Source organism: Methylacidimicrobium sp. B4 (assembly GCF_017310545.1).
Lineage (GTDB): Bacteria > Verrucomicrobiota > Verrucomicrobiia > Methylacidiphilales > Methylacidiphilaceae > Methylacidimicrobium.
In genome coordinates this window covers 2,074,553-2,096,783 of record NZ_CP066203.1, presented here as the reverse complement: position 1 = coordinate 2,096,783, position 22,231 = coordinate 2,074,553, and the positions used below count along the sequence as shown (strand labels likewise).

General features: G+C 62.7%; 21 protein-coding genes and 1 tRNA gene. 5 read left to right on the top strand and 17 right to left on the bottom strand.

Features of this window, described 5'->3' with window-relative positions:
* Positions 1 to 3: 3 nt before the first annotated feature.
* The 5 genes from MacB4_RS09860 to MacB4_RS09840 are packed head-to-tail and all read right to left on the bottom strand — an operon-like array spanning position 4 to position 5,015.
* Positions 4 to 1,482: a UDP-N-acetylmuramoyl-L-alanyl-D-glutamate--2,6-diaminopimelate ligase gene (locus MacB4_RS09860; RefSeq protein WP_206863652.1), complete on the bottom strand. Its 1,479-nt coding sequence runs from the start codon at positions 1,480 to 1,482 to the stop codon at positions 4 to 6.
* Entirely contained in the window at positions 1,479 to 3,233 is a 1,755-nt protein-coding gene (locus tag MacB4_RS09855) for a penicillin-binding protein 2 (RefSeq protein ID WP_206863651.1), read from the bottom strand. Before MacB4_RS09855 ends, MacB4_RS09860 begins: the two co-directional genes overlap by 4 nt.
* Entirely contained in the window at positions 3,230 to 3,577 is a 348-nt protein-coding gene (locus tag MacB4_RS09850) for a hypothetical protein (protein ID WP_206863650.1), read from the bottom strand. Before MacB4_RS09850 ends, MacB4_RS09855 begins: the two co-directional genes overlap by 4 nt.
* A gap of 11 nt (positions 3,578 to 3,588) precedes the next feature.
* Positions 3,589 to 4,548 (bottom strand): 16S rRNA (cytosine(1402)-N(4))-methyltransferase RsmH, encoded by a 960-nt coding sequence (gene rsmH / locus MacB4_RS09845; protein ID WP_206863649.1) that lies wholly within the window; start codon positions 4,546 to 4,548, stop codon positions 3,589 to 3,591.
* Positions 4,549 to 4,586: 38 nt separating this feature from the next.
* Entirely contained in the window at positions 4,587 to 5,015 is a 429-nt protein-coding gene (locus tag MacB4_RS09840) for a division/cell wall cluster transcriptional repressor MraZ (RefSeq protein ID WP_206863648.1), read from the bottom strand.
* Between the two features lie 156 nt (positions 5,016 to 5,171).
* Between MacB4_RS09840 and MacB4_RS09835 the strand changes: the two genes are divergently transcribed.
* Positions 5,172 to 5,876: a UDP-N-acetylglucosamine diphosphorylase gene (locus tag MacB4_RS09835; RefSeq protein WP_206863647.1), complete on the top strand. Its 705-nt coding sequence runs from the start codon at positions 5,172 to 5,174 to the stop codon at positions 5,874 to 5,876.
* Positions 5,877 to 5,904: 28 nt separating this feature from the next.
* Here the strand turns inward: MacB4_RS09835 and MacB4_RS09830 are convergent, their stop codons facing one another.
* The 3 genes from MacB4_RS09830 to MacB4_RS09820 all read right to left on the bottom strand — a co-directional run bounded on the left by MacB4_RS09830 (position 5,905) and on the right by MacB4_RS09820 (position 8,856).
* Positions 5,905 to 6,945: a VWA domain-containing protein gene (locus MacB4_RS09830; protein WP_242529230.1), complete on the bottom strand. Its 1,041-nt coding sequence runs from the start codon at positions 6,943 to 6,945 to the stop codon at positions 5,905 to 5,907.
* A 19-nt stretch (positions 6,946 to 6,964) separates the two neighbouring features.
* Complete coding sequence (locus MacB4_RS09825; protein WP_242529229.1) at positions 6,965 to 7,741, bottom strand: DUF58 domain-containing protein; 777 nt, start codon at positions 7,739 to 7,741, stop codon at positions 6,965 to 6,967.
* Positions 7,742 to 7,884: 143 nt separating this feature from the next.
* Positions 7,885 to 8,856, bottom strand: coding sequence for a MoxR family ATPase (locus MacB4_RS09820; protein ID WP_206863645.1), 972 nt, complete (start codon positions 8,854 to 8,856; stop codon positions 7,885 to 7,887).
* A 215-nt stretch (positions 8,857 to 9,071) separates the two neighbouring features.
* Here MacB4_RS09820 and MacB4_RS09815 point away from each other — a divergent pair, with 215 nt between their 5' ends.
* Both MacB4_RS09815 and cyoE read left to right on the top strand, forming a co-directional pair.
* Positions 9,072 to 10,142: a heme A synthase gene (locus MacB4_RS09815; protein WP_242529228.1), complete on the top strand. Its 1,071-nt coding sequence runs from the start codon at positions 9,072 to 9,074 to the stop codon at positions 10,140 to 10,142.
* Positions 10,143 to 10,161: 19 nt separating this feature from the next.
* Positions 10,162 to 11,112: a heme o synthase gene (cyoE, locus tag MacB4_RS09810; protein WP_242529227.1), complete on the top strand. Its 951-nt coding sequence runs from the start codon at positions 10,162 to 10,164 to the stop codon at positions 11,110 to 11,112.
* Positions 11,113 to 11,138: 26 nt separating this feature from the next.
* Here the strand turns inward: cyoE and MacB4_RS09805 are convergent, their stop codons facing one another.
* From MacB4_RS09805 to MacB4_RS09765, 9 genes are all read right to left on the bottom strand, one after another.
* A complete protein-coding gene (locus MacB4_RS09805) occupies positions 11,139 to 11,702 on the bottom strand; it encodes a cysteine hydrolase family protein (RefSeq protein WP_206863642.1) in 564 nt (187 codons plus the stop codon).
* 32 nt (positions 11,703 to 11,734) lie between these two features.
* A complete protein-coding gene (typA, locus tag MacB4_RS09800) occupies positions 11,735 to 13,561 on the bottom strand; it encodes a translational GTPase TypA (RefSeq protein ID WP_206863641.1) in 1,827 nt (608 codons plus the stop codon).
* A 66-nt stretch (positions 13,562 to 13,627) separates the two neighbouring features.
* Positions 13,628 to 14,473, bottom strand: coding sequence for an S-adenosyl-l-methionine hydroxide adenosyltransferase family protein (locus tag MacB4_RS09795; RefSeq protein ID WP_206863640.1), 846 nt, complete (start codon positions 14,471 to 14,473; stop codon positions 13,628 to 13,630).
* Between the two features lie 10 nt (positions 14,474 to 14,483).
* Complete coding sequence (locus MacB4_RS09790) at positions 14,484 to 15,515, bottom strand: lysylphosphatidylglycerol synthase transmembrane domain-containing protein (protein WP_206863639.1); 1,032 nt, start codon at positions 15,513 to 15,515, stop codon at positions 14,484 to 14,486.
* Positions 15,516 to 15,539: 24 nt separating this feature from the next.
* The gene (locus MacB4_RS09785; RefSeq protein ID WP_206863638.1) at positions 15,540 to 16,862 is read right to left on the bottom strand and encodes an aspartyl protease family protein; all 1,323 of its coding nucleotides are present in this window, start codon (positions 16,860 to 16,862) and stop codon (positions 15,540 to 15,542) included.
* A gap of 18 nt (positions 16,863 to 16,880) precedes the next feature.
* On the bottom strand, positions 16,881 to 17,858 hold the full coding sequence (locus tag MacB4_RS09780) for a hypothetical protein (RefSeq protein ID WP_242529226.1): 978 nt from the start codon (positions 17,856 to 17,858) through the stop codon (positions 16,881 to 16,883).
* A 218-nt stretch (positions 17,859 to 18,076) separates the two neighbouring features.
* Positions 18,077 to 18,973, bottom strand: coding sequence for a hypothetical protein (locus MacB4_RS09775; protein WP_242529225.1), 897 nt, complete (start codon positions 18,971 to 18,973; stop codon positions 18,077 to 18,079).
* Positions 18,974 to 19,154: 181 nt separating this feature from the next.
* Positions 19,155 to 19,225, bottom strand: a tRNA-Gln gene (locus MacB4_RS09770).
* 12 nt (positions 19,226 to 19,237) lie between these two features.
* Positions 19,238 to 20,683, bottom strand: coding sequence for an NADP-dependent isocitrate dehydrogenase (locus MacB4_RS09765; RefSeq protein ID WP_206863637.1), 1,446 nt, complete (start codon positions 20,681 to 20,683; stop codon positions 19,238 to 19,240).
* 191 nt (positions 20,684 to 20,874) lie between these two features.
* On the opposite strand from MacB4_RS09765, the gene MacB4_RS09760 reads away from it, so the two are divergent.
* The gene (locus MacB4_RS09760; protein WP_242529224.1) at positions 20,875 to 21,510 is read left to right on the top strand and encodes a hypothetical protein; all 636 of its coding nucleotides are present in this window, start codon (positions 20,875 to 20,877) and stop codon (positions 21,508 to 21,510) included.
* Positions 21,507 to 22,082: a hypothetical protein gene (locus MacB4_RS09755; protein ID WP_242529223.1), complete on the top strand. Its 576-nt coding sequence runs from the start codon at positions 21,507 to 21,509 to the stop codon at positions 22,080 to 22,082. Before MacB4_RS09760 ends, MacB4_RS09755 begins: the two co-directional genes overlap by 4 nt.
* Positions 22,083 to 22,231: the final 149 nt, after the last annotated feature.

Here is a 22,231-nt window from a genome sequence, read left to right as displayed (position 1 = left end):
GTTCTATCCTCTCGCCGACAAGACCTTGCTTACCAAGCTCCGATCGTCGAAGGGATGGAAGACGCCTTGCACCTCCTGCGTCGTTTCATGTCCCTTGCCGGCGACACAGACCAGGTCGCCCGGTTCGGCCCCGCACAGAGCCTGCTCGATCGCGAGCCGACGATCCGGGATCCAGACCGGGTGACGACCGGCAGGAACCCCTTCCGACATGTCCGCGAAGATCCGCTCGATCGATTCGCTTCGTGGATTGTCGGAGGTGAAGAACACCCGATCGGCCAGCTTGCAGGCCGCGGCAGCCATCTTCGGCCGCTTTGTCCGGTCCCGGTCTCCTCCGCAGCCGACGACGAGCCCGAGCCGTTTCGGAGCCAGCTCCCGGAGAACCGCCAGCGTCTTCCGCAGCGCGTCCTCCGTATGGGCATAATCGACCACGGCGACCACTCCGTCGGCGGAGCAGAAACGTTCCATCCGGCCCGGCACCCCAGGAAAGCTCGCCAGCACCCCGGCGCTCTCGTGGGGAGAGACGCCAAGAGCAAATGCGGTGGCAAAGGCACCCAACGCGTTTTCGACATTGAAGGATCCCAGCAGCGGAATGGCGACGGAAAGGGATCCCCCTGGATAAGTCAAGAGAAAGGAGCTTCCGGAAGCGTCCATGCGAAGGTCCTTTGCCCGGAAATCGGCTTCGGGCGCACCCCGCATGCTGTAGAAGAACATCCTCTTCGGCCGTCGAGCGCTCGAACCAAGGGCGCGCCAAGCGGGATCGTCCGCGTTGAGCACCGCGGCTGCAGGGTCGTCCGAAGCGGCGAGCTGCTCGAAGAGCAACGCCTTGGCCGCTCCGTAGCTTTGGAGGCTCCCGTGGAAATCCAGATGGTCCGAGCTCAGGTTGGTGAAGACTCCGACCGCGAAATCCAGACCGGCCACCCTCCCCTGCGCCAGCGCGTGGGAAGACACCTCCAGGACGGCGGCCCGGCAACCAATCTCCCGCATTTCGGCGAGCAGCTTCTGCAAGTCGCTTCCTTCGGGTGTGGTCCGGCGCGCCGGCAGGGTCCGGCCCCCAAGCGAATAGCGAACCGTGCCGAGGAGACCGGTCTTTCGGCCCATCGATTCGAGAATATGATGGATGAGGAAAGCGGTCGTCGTCTTTCCGTTTGTCCCCGTAATGCCCACGAGCTCCATCGAGCCGCTCGGATGGCCAAAAAAGCGATCCGCCATCCGAGCCAGCGCCTCGCGTGCGTTGTCGACGCGAACGTAGGGGATACTGAGGGAGAGCGTCGCTGGATTCCTTTCCCCCACGATGGCGACCACTCCCTTGCGCATCACATCCGCGAGGAACTGATGTCCGTCAACCTTTGAACCCTGCCAAGCAAAAAACAGATCTCCGGGCTTTGCGATCCGCGAATCGTAGCAGAGACCGAGAACCAAGGGATCCGCCTTCCCTGCCACCTCGCAAGGCTCGACAGCAACCAGCAGGTCCCGCAGCGTCACAACGATCCTACGTGTGCCGCCCGTGCCGGCGCGCTCCTGGGCACGACACCCAAGGCTTCGGCAATCTGGGCAGCCATCGAGCTGAACGCGGGGGCGGCCACCTCTCCGCCGTAGTAGTGTCCCCCTTTGGGCTCATCCACCATGATGAGGAGCACGAACTGGGGATCCTCCTCCGGCAGATAGCCGATGAAAGAAGAGACGTAACGGTTGTGACCGTAGCTCCCGCCGACCGCCTTTTGCGCTGTCCCTGTCTTTCCCGCCACCGTATAGCCGGGCACGGCCGCCTTCGTCCCGGTACCCCCTTTGGCGACCACGCTGGCGAGGGCGAGCGAGACCCAGCGCGCCGTCTTCTCCGAAATGACGCGGCGCACCTGCTGTGGCGCGACGTACGCGGTGGGCCTGCCTTCGGGGGAGATCCACCCCCGGACCAGCTGGGGCTTCATGAAAAGCCCCCCATTGGCGATGACCGCCATCGCCTGCGTCATCTGGATCGGGGTGACCATCACCTCCTGTCCCATGGGAATCCGGCTGATGGAAAGCTTCGACCACTGCCACGGAGGACGGAGGAGCCCCCCCGACTCTCCCTGCGATGGCAAGATCCCCGTGGGGGAGCCGATCCCAAAAGCGCGGGCGAAGCGATAGAGCCGGGCCGAACCCAGGCCGATCCCCAGCTTGGCGAAACCGATGTTGCTCGATTTGGCGGTCACTTCCCGAACGGTGAGGGTCCCATAGGGATGGCTGTCGTGCAATACGTACCCGGCGTAGGAAAACGCACCATTCTCGCAGTTGAGAAGCGAGTTGAGAGTCACCTGCTTTTCTTCCAAGACGCCCGCGAGCGTGACGATCTTGAAGATGGAGCCGGGCTCCACAGGATCGGTCAGGCACCGGTTGCGAAGCAGCTCCGGCCGCACATGCTCTCCGTCGTTGGGATCGAAGGTCGGCCGGACGGCCATGGCCAGCACTTCCCCCGTGGAGGGCCGCATCACGAGCGAGCAGATCGCCTTGGGCCGATACTCCCGATCGAGATCGTCCAGTCCTTTCTCCAGAATGTGCTGGATCGTCAGGTCGATGGTCAGTCGAACCGTCGCGCCGTCGACGGGAGCCGCGTTGAAGCCACGATATACCGGAATTTCCCTGCCCAGGACATCCTTTTCAATCCACCGCTCCCCCGGGGAGCCGCGAAGCTGTCGGTCAAAGGCGCGCTCGACTCCCGCAACTCCCTTGCCTTCCGCGTCCATCAGCCCGACGAGAGCGGCACCCTCTCGCCCGTTGGGATACACGCGGAGGAAATCCTCATGGAAAAGAAGGAAGGGTTCCGGGTTCTTGCCCTGCGCACGCCACTCCCGCAGCTTTTCCTGCTCGAAGCCGTTCAGCTTCTGAACGACTTCCTCCCCCGCCCGCTTCGCCAGCAGCCGATATCTCTCGCCCGGGCGGAAACTGCGGGAAATCGTTCCCGGCTCCAGACCGAGCAGGTTTTCCAGCCTCGGAAGGGCGCTCTCTGGATCGAGGAGGTTCTTTCCGTCGAGGCGCACCTCGTAGACGGCCTGGCTCTGAGCGAGCGGAGTTCCATGAACATCGACGATCATGCCTCGATGGGCCGGAAGCTCGACTCGGGCGCAGTGGTTGAGCATCGCCAACCGTGCATACTTCGGGTGCTCGACGAGCTGGAGCTGGATGAGCCGGTGCGAAACCACCGTGAAGCCGAAGGCGAGCAGGACCAGGACCCATAGGGATCGTTGACGGGTTTTCACGGCAGTGGTCGTTCTCTCTTCGTCGTGTCCGCAAGGGCATCAGAACGTTTCCCTTCCTCCATGCGGACCACTTCGAGCTCGCTCGTCTTGACCAGGCCGAGGCGCCAAGCGGCGATTCTTCGTTCCAGCTCCACGGCAGAGCTCGCTCGGGCAATCCCCACCTGCACCCGCATGTTCCGCTTTTTCCACTGGCTCAGGTCCTTTTCCGCACGCGCGACTTCGAGGGAGAGTCGGGCGACCTGGTTCTTGAAGGAAAGAAAAGCAATGCCGACTCCCGCGAGAAACAGAACCGCAACAATCCACCCCCCGAGCGTGCTCAACGGGAACGGCTCGAGATGCCTCATCTGGTTTCCACTCATCCATCCCTCCTGCTTTCCTTCCAGCCCACCCGTAAGCGGGCGCTCCGCGAGCGTGGATTCCTCACAATCTCCTCTTTCGAGGGAAGGAACCGCGCCTGCCGCACAAACCCCTCCATGGGGGAATGCTTCTCCTCGACTCCGGATCGCGCCGCGGGCTCTCGCCTCACGTGCTCCCGAAGAAACTGCTTGACCCGGCGATCTTCCTCCGAATGGAAGCTGATGACCGCCAGCCTTCCCCCGGGACCCAGCAGGCGCAGTGCCGCCGGCAACGCTCGCTCCAGAGAGCCTAGCTCGTCGTTGACCGCCATCCGGAGAGCCAGGAAGGCCCGAGTCGCCGGATGAATGCGTTTCCGGGACGGTCGAGCCGCCCCGATCGCCGCCACGAGGTCCCCCGTCGTCTGCAGACGCCGTGCTCCGCGAGCGCGCACCACGGCACGAGCCAGCCGCCGGCTCTCACCCGGGTAGGTCGCTACGGCAAAGAGCCGCGCCAGATCCGCCTCATCGAGCTCGTGCAAGAGATCGCCCGCGGTCCGCATCCCCGATGGATCCATCCGCATGTCGAGCGGCGCATCCCAGCGGAAGCTGAAGCCTCTGGACGGGTCGTCCAGTTGTCCCGACGAGATCCCCAGATCGAGGAGGACCCCGTCCACCGACTCCCAACCGGCCTCTCCGGCAACCTCTGCCATGGCGGCAAAATTGCCCGGAATGAAGCGAAACCGATCGCCCCAGTCTTTCCGAAGGAGATCCGCCCGTTGCGCGGCCTCTGGGTCACGATCCATCGCCAGGACGAGGCAGCCGCGCTCCAACAATGCGGTCGCATGTCCCCCAAACCCGAAGGTGCCGTCGATCCAACGCTCCCCTTCTTTCGGTGCAGTTGCCTCCAACAGCTCGCCTCGCAGGACCGGCTCATGTCGCCGTCCGTCCATGACCTCCTCTTCCGGCAGAGAATTGCGCATGATTCTCCCTTCTTCCCACACCCGCTCCACTCCACATCTCAAAAGCCCGTCTTTTCCATCACGTCTTCCAAGGTCGTCGGTCCGAGCTGCAGCGCCCGCCACGCCTCAGCGCTCCAGATTTCAAAATGATCGAAGCAGCCCGCGAGCACCGCCTCGCGGTGCAACCCGGCCTGGCGACGCAGGCGCTCCTTGACCCCCATCCTCCCCTGCTGGTCCCAGCCCACCATCTGAGCGATGCGAGCCAAGGCCTCGAGCTGCTGCCGCAAGGGATCCTGAAAGGATAGGCCGGTTACGCGTTCTCGGAGCCGGCCAAGCCAGCTCTCGGGGTAGACCTTGAGACACTTCGAACGGGATGGAAAGGCAAAGAGGCGCGCCTCGTAACCCTCCTGCCTCCATTCCGAGGGGATAGTGATCCGTCCCTTATCATCGAAGGCATGCTCAAAGGCATCGGTATAATTTGCGCTCATCGGGGCACCCACTCCCCCGTTGCGCTCCACTTTCCTCCATTTCTTACCACTCGTCAACCCGTTTTTCCCTGGCTTTCTCACGGGATTTCCTGGATCGTCGCGCGTTGTGAGCGATTCTGCTTGCCCGAGGGTCGAAAAATCTCATAGGGAGCGCCCATGGACGCACGGTCTTCCCCTTTTGCGCCGGAATCTCTCCTGGATCTCTCCGAGACGGGCCACGCCTCTCTCTTCCTGGGAATCACTCGGGTCTGGGAGGTGCTGCCTCACATTGCGCGCTACTTGGAAGAACGGCTGGAGCCGGCCATCTTGGGGGAGGTCTCTCCGCGAGCCACGGTCGGCCCCCGGGTTCGGATCGAAAAAGGATGCGTCGTCGAGGCTGGAGCCGTGCTTCTCGGACCGGCCTGGATCGGCGAAGGCTGCACGATTCGACCGGGAGCCTTCGTGCGCCAGGACGTCATCGTCGGGAACCGCTGCGTCCTCGGCAATTCTTGCGAGCTCAAGAATGCGCTCCTCTTCAATGGCGCTCAAGTTCCTCACTTCAACTACGTGGGCGATTCCATCCTGGGAGCTCACGCCCATCTGGGTGCGGGGGCGATCCTCTCGAATCTGCGCCTCCGCGGCGACGAGGTGCGAGTCCGTCTCGGACAGACCCTCTTCTCCACCGGCCTCCGCAAGTTCGGCGCCATCCTGGGAGACCGCGCACAGGTCGGATGCAACGCGGTCCTCAATCCCGGATCCATCCTCGGCCGAGGGTCTCTGATCCATCCGGGCCTGGCCTGGAGCGGTTATCTCCCGGAAGGGGCGGTCGCCAAGGCAGCAGCGCGGCCGATCGTCGTCGAAGATCCCTCCGCCGGGCGATAGGAGCAACCAGCGGCCGATCGCGACCCCGTCACGCAAGCAGACGGCGGCGAGCCAGGAAGAGGGCCAGCCCCCACAGCAGAAGGGCGGGTGCCAGGAAGTAGGGATAGAGGTCTTCCGTCATCCGCCCGGGACGATCAGAGAAGGAAACCTTCTTTTCCGCATCGATCGCGGCAAAGGCCTCCCGAATCGTTCCCTCATCCAGCGCCCGAAAGTAGCGCCCGCCGGTCTGCTGCGCCATCCGGCGCAGCAGCGCTTCGTCGAGGTCCGAAGGTGCGATTTCCGTCCCCACGGTCTGCCCTCCCTCGTCAAGGACCGAAGCGCCCGCATCGCCCAGGCGTCCGGCCCCGATCGTAAAAATCGGAACCCTCTTCTGGGCCGCCAGATCGATCGCCTCATCCGGGGAGAGCGTTCCGCAATTATTCCCTCCGTCGGTCAGCAGAATCAAAAACCTGCCCTTTCTCTTCCCCGCCTCGGTCGCTCCTTTTCCGATCAAGCGCGTAAGGGCGAGCCCGACCGCATCCCCGATCGCCGTCCCATCCTCGATCATTCCCACTTCCAATCGATCGATTTGCCGATCGAGCCATCGATGGTCAAAGGTCAAAGGGCTCACGGTATACGCCCTCCCGGAAAAGGCCACCAGGCCGATCCGGTCGCCGACGCGCTTGTCCAGAAAAGACTTCACCACGCCCTGGACCGCCTCGAACCGGCTCACCGTTCGACCGCCCCGCTCGTAATCCTCGGCCAGCATGCTCCCGGAGAGGTCGAGAACGAGCAGGATGTCGTAGCCTTCGCGCGGAATCTGAAAGATCCCCATCTCCTTGAGCGGCTGCGCCAGAGCGAAGATCGCCAACAGGAGCCCTCCGTACGCGCAGAGGATCGCTGCCTTCTCGGATCGAGCCTCGCCTTTGCCTTTCCATCTTCCGGAGAACGGAAGCATCCAGACGGGCGATTTCCTTCGGCTTCTCGCCCAGATCAGCAGCGGGAGAAGCGCGAGGAGGAACAGGAAGAAGGGGTGTCCCAGTCGCAGATGACCCATGATCGAAAGGGGAATGCCCGATCCGCTCCTCACCGCAATCGAGCCATCCCGGCTAAGCAAGGGGCATTTCGCGCCTGCGCGCAAGCAGGAATTGCGCGAGCCCCGAGGCGACCGGACGGTCGGTGCTCAGCACGCACGCCGATCGTGTGGAGGGAAAGAGCTCCCTCCACCGCTGCTCCCGCTCCCGGAGCCACTCTTCCTGGCGCCGGCGAACGCCGCGCGAAGAGGTGTCCAGGGAAAGGAATTCTCCGGAGGTCGGATCCACAACATCCACCACACCCATGTCCGGCAGCCTCCTCTCCCAGGGATCGTCGATCCGCACGCCCACCAGCTCGAATTTCGATCGCAATCCCGCCCAATCCGCAGGCCTGGTCTCTCCCGCAAAATCCCCGACCCAAACCAGAATCCCGCCCCGCACCAAGGCCGAATGCACCACTCTCCATGGGATCTCCAGCTCCGGCAGAGGCCACCGCTCGGGAGGACGGCTGCTCAAAAGCCGCAAGAGCGAGCCCAGGATTCCGCGGCGTTGCCGCTTCGAGGGATAGAGAGCGTAGCCGCCGGCGTAGACGTGCAGAATGGCTACGCGATCGCGATTGTCGGCAGAGAGCACCGCCAGAAAGCCGGCAGCCTCCAAGGCCACCTCCCGCTTGGTCCTGCCCTCAGAGCCAAAGCAGAGCGACGGGCTATCCTCGACCAGGAGAAGGATCGAGAGCTCACGCTCTTCCACGAACTTCTTGCGATAGGGCTCTCCCTTTCTCGCCGTAACATTCCAATCGATGTCCCGCACGTCATCGCCGAACTCGTAACGAACCACTTGCTCGAATTCCATGCCCTTTCCCCGGAAGGCCGAGCGATAGCCGCCTTCGAGGAGGGATCTCGAGGAGCGGCGCACCCGCCATTCCAGGCGACGCAAAAGCCCGCATGCCGCGACAATCCGGGAAAGATCCTTGGGCGAGTCCACAAATGGCCGCTCTACGCCTCCCCCTGATCCGCCTCGGGGACCGCGGTGCATTCGAGCAATTGATCCAGGACCCGCCCCACCTGGATTCCTTGAGCTTCCGCTTCATAGCTCAAGCCGACCCGGTGGCGGAGGACATCGGGAAAAATCTCCCGGATGAACCCGGGACTCACATAATCGTGCCCCCGCAACCAGGCCATCGTGCGTCCGGCCAGAAAGAGGGCCAGGGATGCACGCGGCGACGCTCCGTAGGAAAGAAGCTTTTGGCCGCCAACGAGCTCCTCGCGCCGGCTCGACCGCACCAGCTCCAGGATGTAGCGTTCGATCGCCGGGCTCACATAGACTTGATCGATCTGGGACCGAAGCTGGCGGATCTCCTCGGCGGAGGAGACCCCGGAAACCTCGGGCGTCTCCGTTAGCCTCCCCCACAGCCGCAACATCGAGCGCTCTTCGTCTGCCGACGGATAATCCACCAGGACCTTGAAGAGAAACCGGTCCGCTTGCGCCTCCGGCAGGGGATAGGTCCCCTCTTGCTCGATGGGATTCTGCGTCGCCAGCACAAGAAAGGGATCGGGGAGGCGGTGAGCAGCACCTCCCAGGGTCACCTGTCTCTCTTGCATCGCTTCCAGCAGGGCGCTCTGCACCTTCGCCGGCGCCCGATTGATTTCATCGGCTAAGACGATATTGGCAAAAATCGGGCCGAGATGGGGGTAGAATCTGCTCTCCTGCGGCTGGAAGACCATCGTTCCGACGACATCGCTGGGAAGAAGATCCGGAGTAAACTGAATCCGCTCGAATTGCACCCCCACCGCCGCGGAGAGGCTCTTCACCAGGAGCGTCTTCGCCAATCCCGGCATGCCTTCGATCAGGACATGGCCGCCCGAAAGAAGGGCGATCAGCAGCCTTTCGATGACCTTGTCCTGACCGAGCACGGTCTTGTGCACTTCGTCGAGAATCCGCTGCGCCCATTCCGGTCCCTTGATCATGATGGCTCCCGCGATCAGTATAGCCAGGAGTCCCTTTTGCGACGCGAGGCTCTTTTTCGGCCGGGGCGCTCGACAAGGCTCCGCTGCGAGCATTTTCCCCTTGCGGGGATTTTCCGTCTTTCCCCCGGGGGTTCCCGTAAGCCATCCCTCGATCAGATCGGGCGTGACAGCTACCAAAGAATCGGAGTAGGTAGAAGGGGTAAGGATTGCTTTCCTTGGAAACGCAACGTCTTTCCCCCTCTCAAGCCCTTCACTGGTTTGCCGGTGTTCTGGTCGTCGCGACGCTTGTGCTGATCGGCGTCGGGGCGCTCGTGACGAGCACCGAGTCGGGGATGTCGGTTCCCGATTGGCCGACCAGCTTCGGCTACAACATGTTCTCCCTCCCCTTCGCTCGCTGGGCGGGGGGCGTGCTCTACGAGCATAGCCATCGCTTGGCCGCGTCGGCGGTCGGCTTGCTTACGATCGTGCTGGTTGGTTGGATCTGGCTGCGGGAAGGCCGGTCGTGGCTCCGGTGGGCGGGGGCGTCTGCCCTGCTTCTGGTCGTCCTGCAAGGCGTAGTGGGAGGACTCCGTGTCGTCTGGGTAGCTGATCGACTGGGCATTCTTCATGCCGCCCTCGCTCAGGGCTTTCTCGCTCTGGTCGCGGTCATCTGGCTCGCGACCTCGGCCCCACTGTGGCATCCCGGCGGCGGGAACTTTCCCCGGAAATCCGCCTCTTCGCACCTGCCCTCCTGGATTCCCGGCGCCCTGCTGAGCCTCTGCCTGCTTCTCTACCTGCAGCTCCTCGTCGCCGCCGCTATGCGCCATGCACATGCCTGGCTCTCCATCCCCGATTTCCCGACCGCCTACGGCCATCTCTGGCCGCACATCACCGAGGCCGACCTCGCGCAAATCAACGCGCAGCGAATGGCGCGAAGCATCGCGCCCACCTCGCTTTTCCAGATTCACTTGCAGCTGGTCCATCGCGGGTTGGCGCTCCTGATCTTCCTCTTCGCCCTGGCGATCGCTTCCGGCGTCGCCGGCAAGGATCGGCCAGGCGCGCTCCGCCGAACGATGGCCTGGTTCCTGGCTCTCACCGTCGTGCAAGTCGCACTCGGTGCGTTCGTGATCTGGAGCGGAAAATCGGTCGTGCCGACCTCGCTTCACGTCCTGCTGGGTGCCGGCCTCTTCCTTCTCGCGGTCCTGGGCACGGGAATCGCCTATCGCCATCGCTGGCTCGCCAGCAAGGAGGCTCTTGCCGGTCGAAAGAGCCCGATCGGCGGTACAGGAAAGGAATGCCCGGTCTAGAGGCTTCGCCTGGGTTCCGGTGAAAGACGTCGTCCATAATCCGGCTTCTCCTTCGCTTCCGTCCGACGCGCGGCAAGCTCTCGCCGTATCGGCGCCGCGGATGCTGCCGGCTCCGATTCGCTGGTGGCAGGAGGTTTCGGAGCTGATCAAGTTCCGGCTGACCCTCCTCGTCCTCCTGACGACCTTGATCGGCTATTGCCTCGGATCTGGCCATCCGATCGACGGCCTCCGGGCGCTCCACGCGGTTGTGGGGACGGCACTCGTGGCAGCCGCCGCGGCCGTTCTCAACGAGGTGATCGAGCGCCGTCAGGACGCACAGATGGCTCGAACCCGGAATCGTCCGATTGCTGCGGGCCGCGTCGACGGACTTCATGCGGCGGGAGCCGCCGTGGCTTCCGCCGCCGCCGGGGTCGCCTATCTCGCCCTGTTCACGAACTTCCTTGCCGCGCTGGTTGCCGCCGCCACCCTGGCAACCTACGTTTGCGTCTACACCCCGCTCAAGCTGCTCAGCCCGTGGAACACCTGGGTGGGTGCGATCTCGGGTGGGCTGCCTCCGGTCATCGGATATGTGAGCGCCAAGAATGCCGTGGACGAGACCGCCCTTTTCCTCCTCGCCCTGCTCTTTCTCTGGCAAATGCCCCATTTCTTTGCCATCGCCTGGCTCTACCGCAACGACTACGAACGGGCTGGCTTCCGGATGCTCGTCGTAGTCGATGCGACTGGACGAAAGCTCACCTCCCAGACAGTCTTTTTTACCTCGGTTCTCCTTCTCGTCAGTCTCTGGCCGATGGCGGCGGGAACGACCTCCCTTCCCTACTCCCTGGGAGCGACGGTGCTTGGATCCCTCTTCCTCTGGACGGCGATTCGGTTCCACAACGGACCCGATCGGGCCACGGCACGCGCCCTCTTCTTCGCCTCGATCGCCTATCTGCCCCTGCTCCTGGGGCTTCTCGTGCTCTTCTGGAAATAGCCGAGGCTTCGGCCTCAGCTCCGGCCTCAAGGAGACGGGTGCGCATCCGGTCCGGAACCAAGACGTTGTGCCCACTGAGCGCCGGTGGTCAACTCCGCCCCGTAGATGCGATGGAGGTACTCCAGGCCTGACCCCTGTTCTGCCTCCGTAAAAGCGGTCACGCAATCGATCGGGACGACGATCCGGTACCCCCGGAAAAATGCATCGGCGGCGGAGTGGCGGATGCAGATATGCGTGTGGAGCCCCGTCAGGACGACCGCATCCACTCCCCGTGAACGGAGCAGCGAATCGAGCCCAGTCTCGAAGAAAGCGCTGTAGCTCCGCTTCTCGAGAAGGTAATCGTCCCGTTCCGGAGCGAGCTCCGCGACGATGCGGGCTCCATCGCTTCCCCGCATCGCGTGCTCTCCCCAAACCCGCATCTCGAAATCATGGGGAAGATGCGCATCGCCCACATAGACCACGGGTCTTCCAGCCTTCCGTGCGGCGGAAAGGAGCCGCGCCAGCGGCTCGATCACCGACCTCTCCCGACCTGTGGAGAGCTTTCCTCGAACGAAGTCGATGAGCATGTCGACCACGATCACGGCTTCCATGCTCCTCTCCGGGGCGAGCCGGCGAGAGAGCGCTACGACGCGCTCGCCGTGGCTTCGGCTCTCCGCCTCTCGATTGCGCTCAGGATCTTCTTGCGCAGCCGAAGCTTGCTCGGAGTCACCTCGACATACTCGTCGGGACCAATGTACTCGATCGCCTGCTCCAGGCTCAGGCTCCGCGGCGCCTCCAACAGGATTCCCTTGCCATCTCCCTGGGAGCGCATGTTGGTCAGGTGCTTGGCCTTGCAGGGATTCACCAGCAGGTCGTCGGGCCGCGCATTCTCCCCAACGATCATCCCCTCGTAGACCTCTTCCCCAGGGCCCACGAAGAGCAACCCCCGCTCCTGGAGGTTCTCCAGGGCGAACGAGGTCGTCGTTCCCTTCTCCATCGAAACCAGGACACCGTTCCCTCGAAGAATGATCTCCCCTCTCTTGAGGCCGTACTCGCGAAAGAGATGGCTCGCGATCCCCTCTCCTCGGGTCAAGTTGACCAGCTCGGTCTCGAAGCCGAGCAGCCCGCGCGTCGGAATCACGGCTTCCACGAAAACCGTATCCCGCAGATGGCGCATGTTTTCCACCTCCGCCCCGCGTCGAGCCAGGGATTCCAGGAGAGAACCCAACGAGGCCTGAGGCAGATCGACGTAAAGCGTCTCGAGCGGCTCCAGGACGCGGCCCGTCTCGTCCTTTCGGTAGATCACCTCGGGCCGCGAGACCATGAGCTCGAAGCCCTCCCGCCGCATCTGCTCCACGAGGACCGCGATCTGCATCTCGCCTCGGCCGCTGACTTCGAAGGAGCCCGTGCCATTGTCTCCCACCTGCAGCCCCACATTGGTGCGGATTTCTCGAAGGAGCCGATCCCGAAGATGTCGAGCCGTGAGAAACTTCCCTTCGCGACCCGACAGAGGAGAGTTGTTGACGAGCAGGCGCATCCGGACCGTGGGCGGATCGACCTCGATCCGCGGCAGTGGCTGCCGATCCTCCTGGTCGCAGAGAGTGTCGCCGATTTCCACCTCTTCGAGCCCGGCCACGGCAACGATATCTCCGGCGATCGCCTCCTCGAGTTCCTGGCGCTGCAGGCCATGATAGCCGAGGAGCTGGGTCACGCGCGCCTTGCGCGGGTCTCCTTCTCGCGGAAGGCAGACCACGGGATCTCCCACCCGGATTCGTCCTCCGTAGACCTTCCCGATGGAGAGCTGCCCGAGGTAGTCGCTGTAATCGAGATTGGCGACCAGGAGCGAGAAGTGAGCGGTGGCATCGGTCTTCGGAGGGGGGACTTTCTCCAGGATCGTTTCAAACAGCGGCTCCATCCCGAGCTTTTGCGCCTCCTCCACGCCGCGCCATTCGCGACAGGCAAAGCCCGCCTTGCCTGACGCGTAGAGAGCGGGGAAGTCGAGCTGCTCGTCGGTCGCCTCGAGCTCCAGGAAGAGCTCGAACACCTGATCAAGAATTTCGTCGGGCCTGGCGTTCTCCCGATCGACCTTGTTGAGAAGAACGATCGGGGAAAGACCGGCGGCCAGCGCCTTCTTGAGAACGAACTTCGTCTGCGCCTGCGGTCCCTCCACCGCGTCGACGAGCAAGAGAACCCCGTCCACCATGCGAAGGCTTCGCTCCACCTCGCCTCCGAAATCGGCATGGCCGGGCGTATCGACCAGATTGATCTTATAGTCCTTGTAATGGAAGGAGGCGTTCTTGGCCCGGATCGTGATTCCCTTCTCCTTTTCCAAGTCCATCGAGTCCATGACCCGTTCGGCTACCGCCTGATTGCTTCGGAACGTACCGGACTGCCGGAGGAGCTGATCGACGAGAGTCGTCTTTCCGTGATCGACGTGCGCGATGATCGCGATATTTCTTATCTGAGCCATGAGCATGGGGAAGATAGCAGGGTCTCCCGTGCGGCACAAGCGTGGCGGGCGAGCGGGCCGCGGCATCTACGGCCGCACCAGGATCCGGGCTCCTTCCGTGATCTGGATCAGGCGGGCCGCCGAGCTCTTGTTCATGACGAGCTCGAGGTAGCCCGAGCTGTTGAACAGAGCTCCCAGCTTTCCGGACGGAATGTCCGCGTAGGTCCCGACAAGGGGTGCGCGAATCGTCTGATCCCCGACGGAGATCCGCAGCAGGATCCCTTCCTGCAAGCGGGAAGAGAGATCGCGAGGAATATTGGTAATCACATTGCCGAAACGGTCGATCGAAATCACCTGTCCCTGAACGCCCTGGCCGAGAACGCCAGCCGGCGTCAGGTTGAGGGACTCCATCTTCTCGATTCGGGAGCCGAGTTGCTCCGGATCGACGCCGGCAGCCAAGTGGGCGGCTCCCGGCCCGAAGATGTCCCTCCCGTGAAAGGTGCGCGAAGGCGTTCCCGCTCGATAAAACGCGGGCTTGTCGAGCTTCCAGGCCCGCCGCATCCCTTCCCGCTCGACCACGAGCGAGAGGATCCCGTTATCGGGCGCAAAAAAAAACTTGCCCGAGCGAGTCTCGAGCAGGATCGGCGGCCGCACGGTTCCCACGCCCGGATCCACTACGGCAAGAAAAATCGACCCCTTCGGGAACTCCCGTGCAGACTCCTCGACCAGATAAGCCGCCTGCCAGATCTGGAAGGGCTCGACCTCATGGAGCAGATCCACGACCCGGGCGCTCGGATGGATCGAATAGATGACCCCCTTCACCTCCGCCACGTAGGGGTCGCGTAGCCCGAAATCGGTGATCAGCCCAATCACAGGCTCGCTCTGCGGCTCCTTCGGTGAGCAACCGGCCAGGACCATGGCAAACCCTAACACCCAAAAAAGCTTACCGATTGTGCCTTCTCCCACATTCCGCGTCCGCGGGGTTCGCTCGATAATAGAGATAGACGATTCCGCCGACCAGGCTCCAGACGAGCCCCACGGCAAACAGGAGCAGGGAGAAGGCCACCGCCTCTTCTCGGCTCACTCCGAAGGAGCCGAGAAGGTAGAGAAGCGCCCCTTCCCGAATCCCCAGTCCCGAAATGCTGACCGGTAGTGCGACCGCCACATTCACGACGACCATCGTCGTCACCAGGAGCCAGAACGGCAGCTCCAGGCGGAGGGCCTGCATGAGCGCCCAGAGCAAGGCCGCAGAGCTCCCGTGCGCCAGGACTGAGAGCCCGGCGGCGATCGAATTGGCCCGCGCGGCCTTCCGATAGAGCTGAACCGCCGTCAGGATCTCTTGCAACGCTTTTTCGAAGCGCGCTGCCGTCTTCCCAAGGCCCGGAAGCCGGAGCCGTCCGCGCGCAAGGTAGTGGAGGAGAATGGGGACCAGGGCCAAGGTAGCGAGCGTCAAGAGAAAGAGCGCGAGGGCCGCATTCCGAAGCACCGCACGGGCGGCCAGTTGCGGATAAAAGGCTGCCGCGAGCAGCGAGCCCAGCACGAGAAGCACGACCCCTTCGAGAAAGCGATCGTAGAGGACCGAGAATCCGGCCATGGCTCCCTTTCCTGGGAAAGCGCGCGTCGCATAGTAGATCCGGACGAAATCGCCGCTGGTCGAACCCGGCAGGATCGCGTTGAAGAACTTTCCAACGAACCCCAACGCCAGCGCCTGCCCAAAGGAAAGGGGGAGCTCCAACACCTGAAGCAGGATGCGCCAGCGAACCGAAGTGATGGGCGTCGACAGCCCGGCAAAGAGGACGGCCATCCCGAGCCAGCTTGGTCTCGCCGATGCCGCCAGCTTGCCGATCTGTCGCCAATCCACCCGCGTGGCGATCCATCCAAGGAGGATCGCAGAAACCGCCGCTCGCGCCGTCCACTTCCAGGTGCTCGTCCTCCATGGGCCACGGCGCCCTTGGGACGCTCCCTCCCGCTCCATCCTCCTCCGCCTCTCGATTCCGAGCTACCGCTCCGCAACCGGGTTCGCGGTGCGCACCCGGTCCTGCATCGCTCCAATACGCTTCGAGGGCTCGAGCATGACACGCATGCGATGGAAATCCAAGGTTAGCCGATAGGACTGGAAGAAGGCATTCCCCAGGATGCCATCGATCGGAAACCCCTGCATATGATCGATGGAGGGCGGAAAGTCGTACATCGTGCCGATGTCCGCCTTCTGATCGCTCTGCACGATCGGTCCGATCTGCAATTCCCGGAACTCCGTATAAACCCGGGGAAAAAGACCCGCTCGCCGAAGGCTGATGATGTAGCCGCCGTGCGCGGGAAGGTGGGCCCGGTGGATCAATCTCCGGGAGAGCGTAATCGGCCTCCCGGCGGCGACGGTATCCAATAGAAAGATCACGTCCCTGCCATTGACCTGTCCTTGCAGCACGATCTGCCCTCCGGGCGTCCAAAAGAAGGGGAGGACGATCCGCCCATCCTCGTAGCCTTTCTCCGGACGCGGATCTTTTGCTGATCCCGGCTCGGCTTTGCGGAGAAGGAGCTCCTTCCGCGGGTAATCGACCACCGTCTGGAAATGGGAAAGGAAATCGGTCCCGAGCAAGCCGTCCACCAACCCCTTCCAGTTCGGCAAGAGCACGGGAACCCGTCCGACTTGCATCGGTCCTAAATCAAGCCTTTCCATCCGCCCGAAACGATTCTTGACCGTCCATTTCCCGGCGGCCCAGAACCAGAACTGAAGGAAGTTGCTCCGCTGCCGCTCGACCTTCGCCGCGCGCGCCACAGTGTCGTTGATGGCGCTCATCCCACCGCGGGTGTCGAGGTAGAATTGGGCCTCCTTTCCGTTGACCCGCACCGGGAACTTCGGCCGCAAGGAGCCCGGGAGCAGGCCGATCCGGACCGAAGTCGCTCCGCTCACCGTATAGGCTCCGGGCTCAAGCGTTGCAACGAGCTCGGCCAGCGCATCGAGGCCGAGAGCGTCGAGATCTGCCGAGGACTGGCTCAGCTCTCCCGTCCGATACCAGGCAAGGGAGAGGAGCGCCTTGGTCTCCCGATCCGACGGGTCGAGCCGAAGCGCCTGATGAAGATGGGTGCGCGCTTCCGGAAGGCGATTCTCCATGAGCTCGAACCAGCCGAGCTTCTTCCAGGATGCTGCGGCATCCGGTTGTGCCCGCACCCACTCCCGTGTCGCCTCCCCGGCGCCGACCAGGTCGCTGTTTTCCAGGCATGCTTCCACCGTTGCGCGAGGCGAAGGGCCAGCCGAGGAGTGCGGCAGGCCCAAAAAAGCCAGCCCGAGAGCAATGGATCCCAGCCGGAGGAGCCTCCTCATTCGTCCCTCATCCTCCCCTTAAAAAAGAATATGGAACTTCGCGATGAGGGCGTTCGCATACTTCGACTCGATCGTAGCGTGATCGAGAGCAATCTGGTAGCCGATTCCAAAGTAGTAGCGAAGCTCCTCGGTCATCGGGAAGCGGCCGATCAAAAGCTCCGGCGTGACGAAGAGTCCCGGCGACCCGAAGGCCAGGAAGCGGGTGACGCTCGGTTGGCTGTTCAGCTCCACGCAGGGAGTGAGATAGCCGAACCGGTATTCGAACGCCGCATTCCAGATAATCGGAGCGGAAAGCTGCTGATTGTCTCCGTCGGCCCACTGGGTGCCGAGATTGATCATGAAGGTGAAATTGCCCCATCCCTTTCCGAAAAGGATCATTGGCGTCCAGACCCAGTGGTTCTGCTTATCCGGAATCAACCCCGTCGGAGTGAGCGCGGCAAGCTGGACCGAAAAGACGTAGTTCTTCTGGTTTTCCGGAGAGGCCATGAGTCGATGCCGGAGTTGGAGCACTTCACCCTGAAATCCCGTCGCGCTCGGCACCCCGGGTTCGTCGATATAGTTCGGGAGAGAAAAGGTGAATTCGTCGGTGGGAGTCACAATGAGGCTCACGCCCTTGCCGCTCCCGAAATTGTACTCCTTGTTCCCGTTTCCCTTCGTCTCGTCGTAGACGTCGTACCGAATCCGCTGCTCGAGCCGCGCGGTCGTCGTAACCAGGGGAGTCATCCAGTTCGCCTGGCGCTGCTTGGTCGCTGCAGTCATGTGGTACCACTGCTCGAACCAGCTTGGGCCGGGAGGCTGGTCATTCATGCTTTCCACCAGGTCTTGCGCCGCGATCTCCTCGCCTGGATAGAAAATCGGATCGGCGTGAGCGGACCGCGAATAAAGGGCAAGAATCCAACCCACAACCAGAAGCACAAGGCGGAGTGAGGCCGCGGAGCGGTTGCCCTGAGCCGACATGCTAGCCTGTCGGAAGAGATGGGATCCTCGCAGGCTCATGAAGGAGGGAAGGCGAGCATCCGGCGGTTGAGCAAAGGCAGACTCCGATAAGCAATTCGCACGCCAACTTGGCAAGTTCTTTTCGATTCGAGGATCCAGGACCGCCGACTTCGAAAGCCCCCAGGTGACCCGTGCATCCAGCACAAGCCCTTTCCTAACGTTAAACCCGAGGGGTGGGCCGAAGTTGTGAGCAAAGTCTTGTGGGCACCTGTCGTCTCTCAAAAGAGAAGATGGAACTTGACGACGAGCGCATTCGCATACTGCTCCTCCACCGTCGCGGCATCGAGCGCCATCTGGTAGCCAAAGCCGAAATAGAGCGAGTAGTTATCGCGGAAGTGGAAGCGCCCGATCAAGAGCTCGGGGGTCAGGAAGAGTCCCGGCTGGCCGAAAAAAAAGAATTGGCTTATCGATGGGTGCGAATTCAACTCAATCGTGGGGCAGATCACTCCGAACCGATACTGCAAGGCCAAGCCCCAGACGAGCGGAGTGCCCAGTTGCTTGTTGTCCGCGTCGGCCCAGGAGGTCCCCAGGTTCACCATAAAGTCGAAGTTTCCCCAGCCTTTGCCAAAGGTCACAATTGGCGTCCAGATCCAATGCTCGGCGGCTCCCGGCAGCGTCCCGGTCGGCGTAAGCGATTCGAGCATGACGGAAAAGACGTAGTTCTTCTGGCCCTCCGGAGAAGCCATGATGCGATTCTTGATCATGAAGCTTTCTCCCCGGAATCCGTCCAGGCCTCCGGCTCCCGGATAGTAGAGATACTGCGGTAAAGCCACTGCCGCCTCCATCGTCGGAGCGATGATGAAGTTGACTCCCTTGCCGGCCCCGAAATTCCACTTCTTGTTTCCGTTCGGCAAGGTTTCGTCGTAGACGTCATAGCGGATACGCTGCTCCAAGCGAGGGGTTTCCGTGACGAGCGGCGTCAACCAGTGCGTCTGCTTTTCGCGCGTCTCGATCGTCATCCGGCGCCAACGGCCAAGCCAGTCTTTACCGGGATCCTCCTCGTTCATTCCTTCGACGAGATCTTGGGCGGCAACCTCGACCCCCGGGTAAAAGACGGGATCGGCCCTGAGGGAAGAGAATCCCTGAAGAACCAGAACGAGAGCGAGAGAAGGCAAGAGAGCGCAAATACAGCCCGATGGCCCCGAATTCGTTAGCGATCCATAAAGACAGCTCCCCGAGCGAAACCCGCTTTTCGCCTCCGGCTTGAACACGAAGCATCCCCCTTGTGCGAGCAGGGTGAAACAGGACCTGATTTCCGCACTACCGCCCTCCTATCCAGGGAAGGCGCTTTCCCCCCTGCCCGGCATGGATTCGAACCATGACTAAAGGCTCCAAAGACCTCTGTGCTACCGTTACACCACCGGGCAAAATCCGACGGGCTAGGCTCCTTGGCTTCGGGAAAACCCTTCGGCGCCGTTAAACGTATACAGGAGCTCTGCCTTTGTGAACTCAATTCCCGCGGCCTCGACCGACCCGAGAAGCTCGACGATCGCCCGCTGCGAAAGCCCCAAGGACCGGTCCTTGGCCAGAAGCCGGCACTGGAAGGGTCCCGCAAGCAGCGTTTCGCCCAGCCCGAAAGGCCAGACGCTCATTCCGCGGTTTGCGATCGACTCAAGCGCCACTGCTTGGCGGCCGACCTCCCGGAGCGCCGCAGCCAGCTCCTCGACTCTTCCCGAAAACTCGGCGAAGATGTCGACGCCGACCAGGACCTTTCTTTCTTCGGGACGGTGGTAGGGAAAATCGGATCGAGGGTTGAGCCCGTCCTCCCCGTATTGGACCGGAGCGAGCGTCTCCGGCACTGCTCCGAGATTGGCGATCACCGCCAACCCGAACTCCCTGGTGCCCACCTTTTGGCGGCTCTTCCCGGCACGAAAAATATCGTAGGTATGGACTCCTTCCTCAAGCGTGCGCAACCAGGCGTTGTGCACCCGCTCGGCCACGCCTCGCTGCCCGATGTGGAGGAGCATTTGCACCGCCGCCAGGAGAAGCCCGGAGGGATTCGCCAGGTTTTGCCCGGCTCGACGAGGAGCGGAGCCATGGATCGCCTCGAACATGGCGTATCGGGCGCCGATGTTGGAGGAGCCCGCCAGCCCAACGGAACCGGCGATCTGGGCGACGACATCCGACAGAATGTCGCCATAGAGATTCGGGACGACGACGAGGTCGAAGATCTGCGGAGTATCGGCAAGCTTGGCCGCCCCGATGTCCACGATCCAATGCTCTTTCTCGATCTCGGGATATTGCGCGCCGACTTCCTCGAAGACCCTGTGGAACATCCCGTCGGTCAGCTTCATGATGTTGTCCTTCGTGAAGCAGGTGACCTTCTTCCTCCGGTAGGAGCGGGCGTACTCGAACGCATAGCGGATGAGCCGCTCGGTCCCCGGTCGCGTCATGATCTTGAGGCACTGGAAGGAGTCGACGCTCTGCCGGTGCTCGATCCCGCCATAAAGATCCTCCTCGTTCTCCCGGACGATCACGACATCCAGGCCGGGATGCTTGCTTTCTACGAAGGGGACATAGGACATGCAGGGACGGATATTGGCGTAAAGTCCCAGCGCCTTTCGCACCGTGACATTGAGGCTCTTGTATCCTCCACCCTGCGGTGTCGTGATCGGCGCTTTCAAGAAGACCTTGGTCCGCTGCAAGCTCTCCCAAGATTTCGTCTCAATCCCGCTCGAGTTCCCCCGGAGGTAGACCTCCTTTCCGATCTCGATCGTCTCCAGCTCCAGCTCGGCACCCGCCGCCTCCAGAACCGCCAGCGTCGCCGCCATGATCTCCGGGCCGATCCCATCCCCATACGCAACCGTAACGGGCACCTTACTCATCGTTTCTCCGTCCTTCCCGATGCATCTGGTTAGTTCACTCCGTGGATCGGCGTTGGCAAAGAGATTCTTTGACGGATTGCCACTTTTTTCCCGTTTTCGGGCCGCAGGCCAAGGTAGTTGACAGAGGGGGTGCGAGTATTCTTTACTCTTTCTGAACGATATAAGACCTCCCACCGCCTCTTCCTTGTTGCATGAAAAGCCGAGATCGCTGCGTAGGGCAGAAGGGGGTCCCCGTTAACGTGACGCTCAAGCCGCACTGCCAGTCCGCCCGCCTCTTCCCGATCCATGCCCTTCTGCGCGCGGCGGCCCTTGTCTTGCTGGGAGGCTGCGCCCAGACCCACTACTATCCCTACGTCGGGGCGAACACGCAGTTGGGCAAAGGAGGGGGCGGCGAGCGGGTAATCGACGGGATCGAGGTCTGGAGCGATGGCCTCCCGACCCGCCGCTACACGATCGTGGGCGTGATCCACGATCATCGGAGCGGCGTCCTGCATGCCGCACTCCTCAAGGACGTGGTCAAGAAGGCAAAGAAGATGGGGGCTCAGGGCGTCATCGAGTACAAAGCCTACTCGACCGCCATGAGCTCCTTCGCCGCTTCCGCCAGCGGCTTCGGCAGCAATGCCGACCAGCTGCCGCAAGCATACGGCCCGACCGCTTCCTCCTGGCTCGCCTTCGCAGGGCCCGCCTCGGCAGGACTCGGAGGAGGATGGGCGGGCGCTTCCCGCTGGTGGGTCTTTCGTTACCAAGCTTCTTCTTCCAGCGAGACGAAGCCGCCGAAAGTCCGCCCGGCAAAGGATCAGGACCCAGGATCAGCCCATCATTCATGAACGTCCGGCATCTCCTCTGCCCCGGCTGCCTGCTTCTCCCGCTCTTCTTCACCGCTTGCGCGACCACGACCTATATTCCTTACCAAGGGGGAGCCCGCACCGTCGGCAAGGGAGCCAGTCTCCATCGGGTCAAAGGCATCGACTTCTGGACCGATGGCCTCCCTCCCCGACCTTACCAGATCGTCGGCGTCATCCACGACAACCGAAGCGGCCTCCGGAAGAGCACATTGCAAGACGATCTGGCCAAGGTGGCGAAGAAGATGGGGGCGGACGCGATCCTCGAATATCACGACTACTCCTTGCAGATGGGAGGCGCCACTGCCGCAGCCGGTGCGGCCGCGGGCAACATGATCTGGGTAGGCTCGCTCGTCGCAGCAACCGGCCCGGGCCTGCTCGTCGCCGGACCGGCCGTCATCGCCCTCGGTGCCGCCCAAGGGGGCACCTCGCGCTGGTGGGCCGCCAAGTATCTCCCGGAGAAGGCTGACGACAACACGGCCTCCTCGAAGACGCCATCTTCCGCCACACCGCAGCCTACGCCCGGACCGATGAGCACGAACGCAGCGGCCCCATAGGGAGCCGCTGCCGACACGCGTTCTCCCCCGGGCAACCTCCTTCCGGCCCTATAGATCTACTTCTGGGTTCATCCTCCGGTTGACAGGGCGTTCCCTCTCGACTATCCCTGGAGCGCCTTCGTGCGCCAGCACCCGTTGGCTCCGGCCGA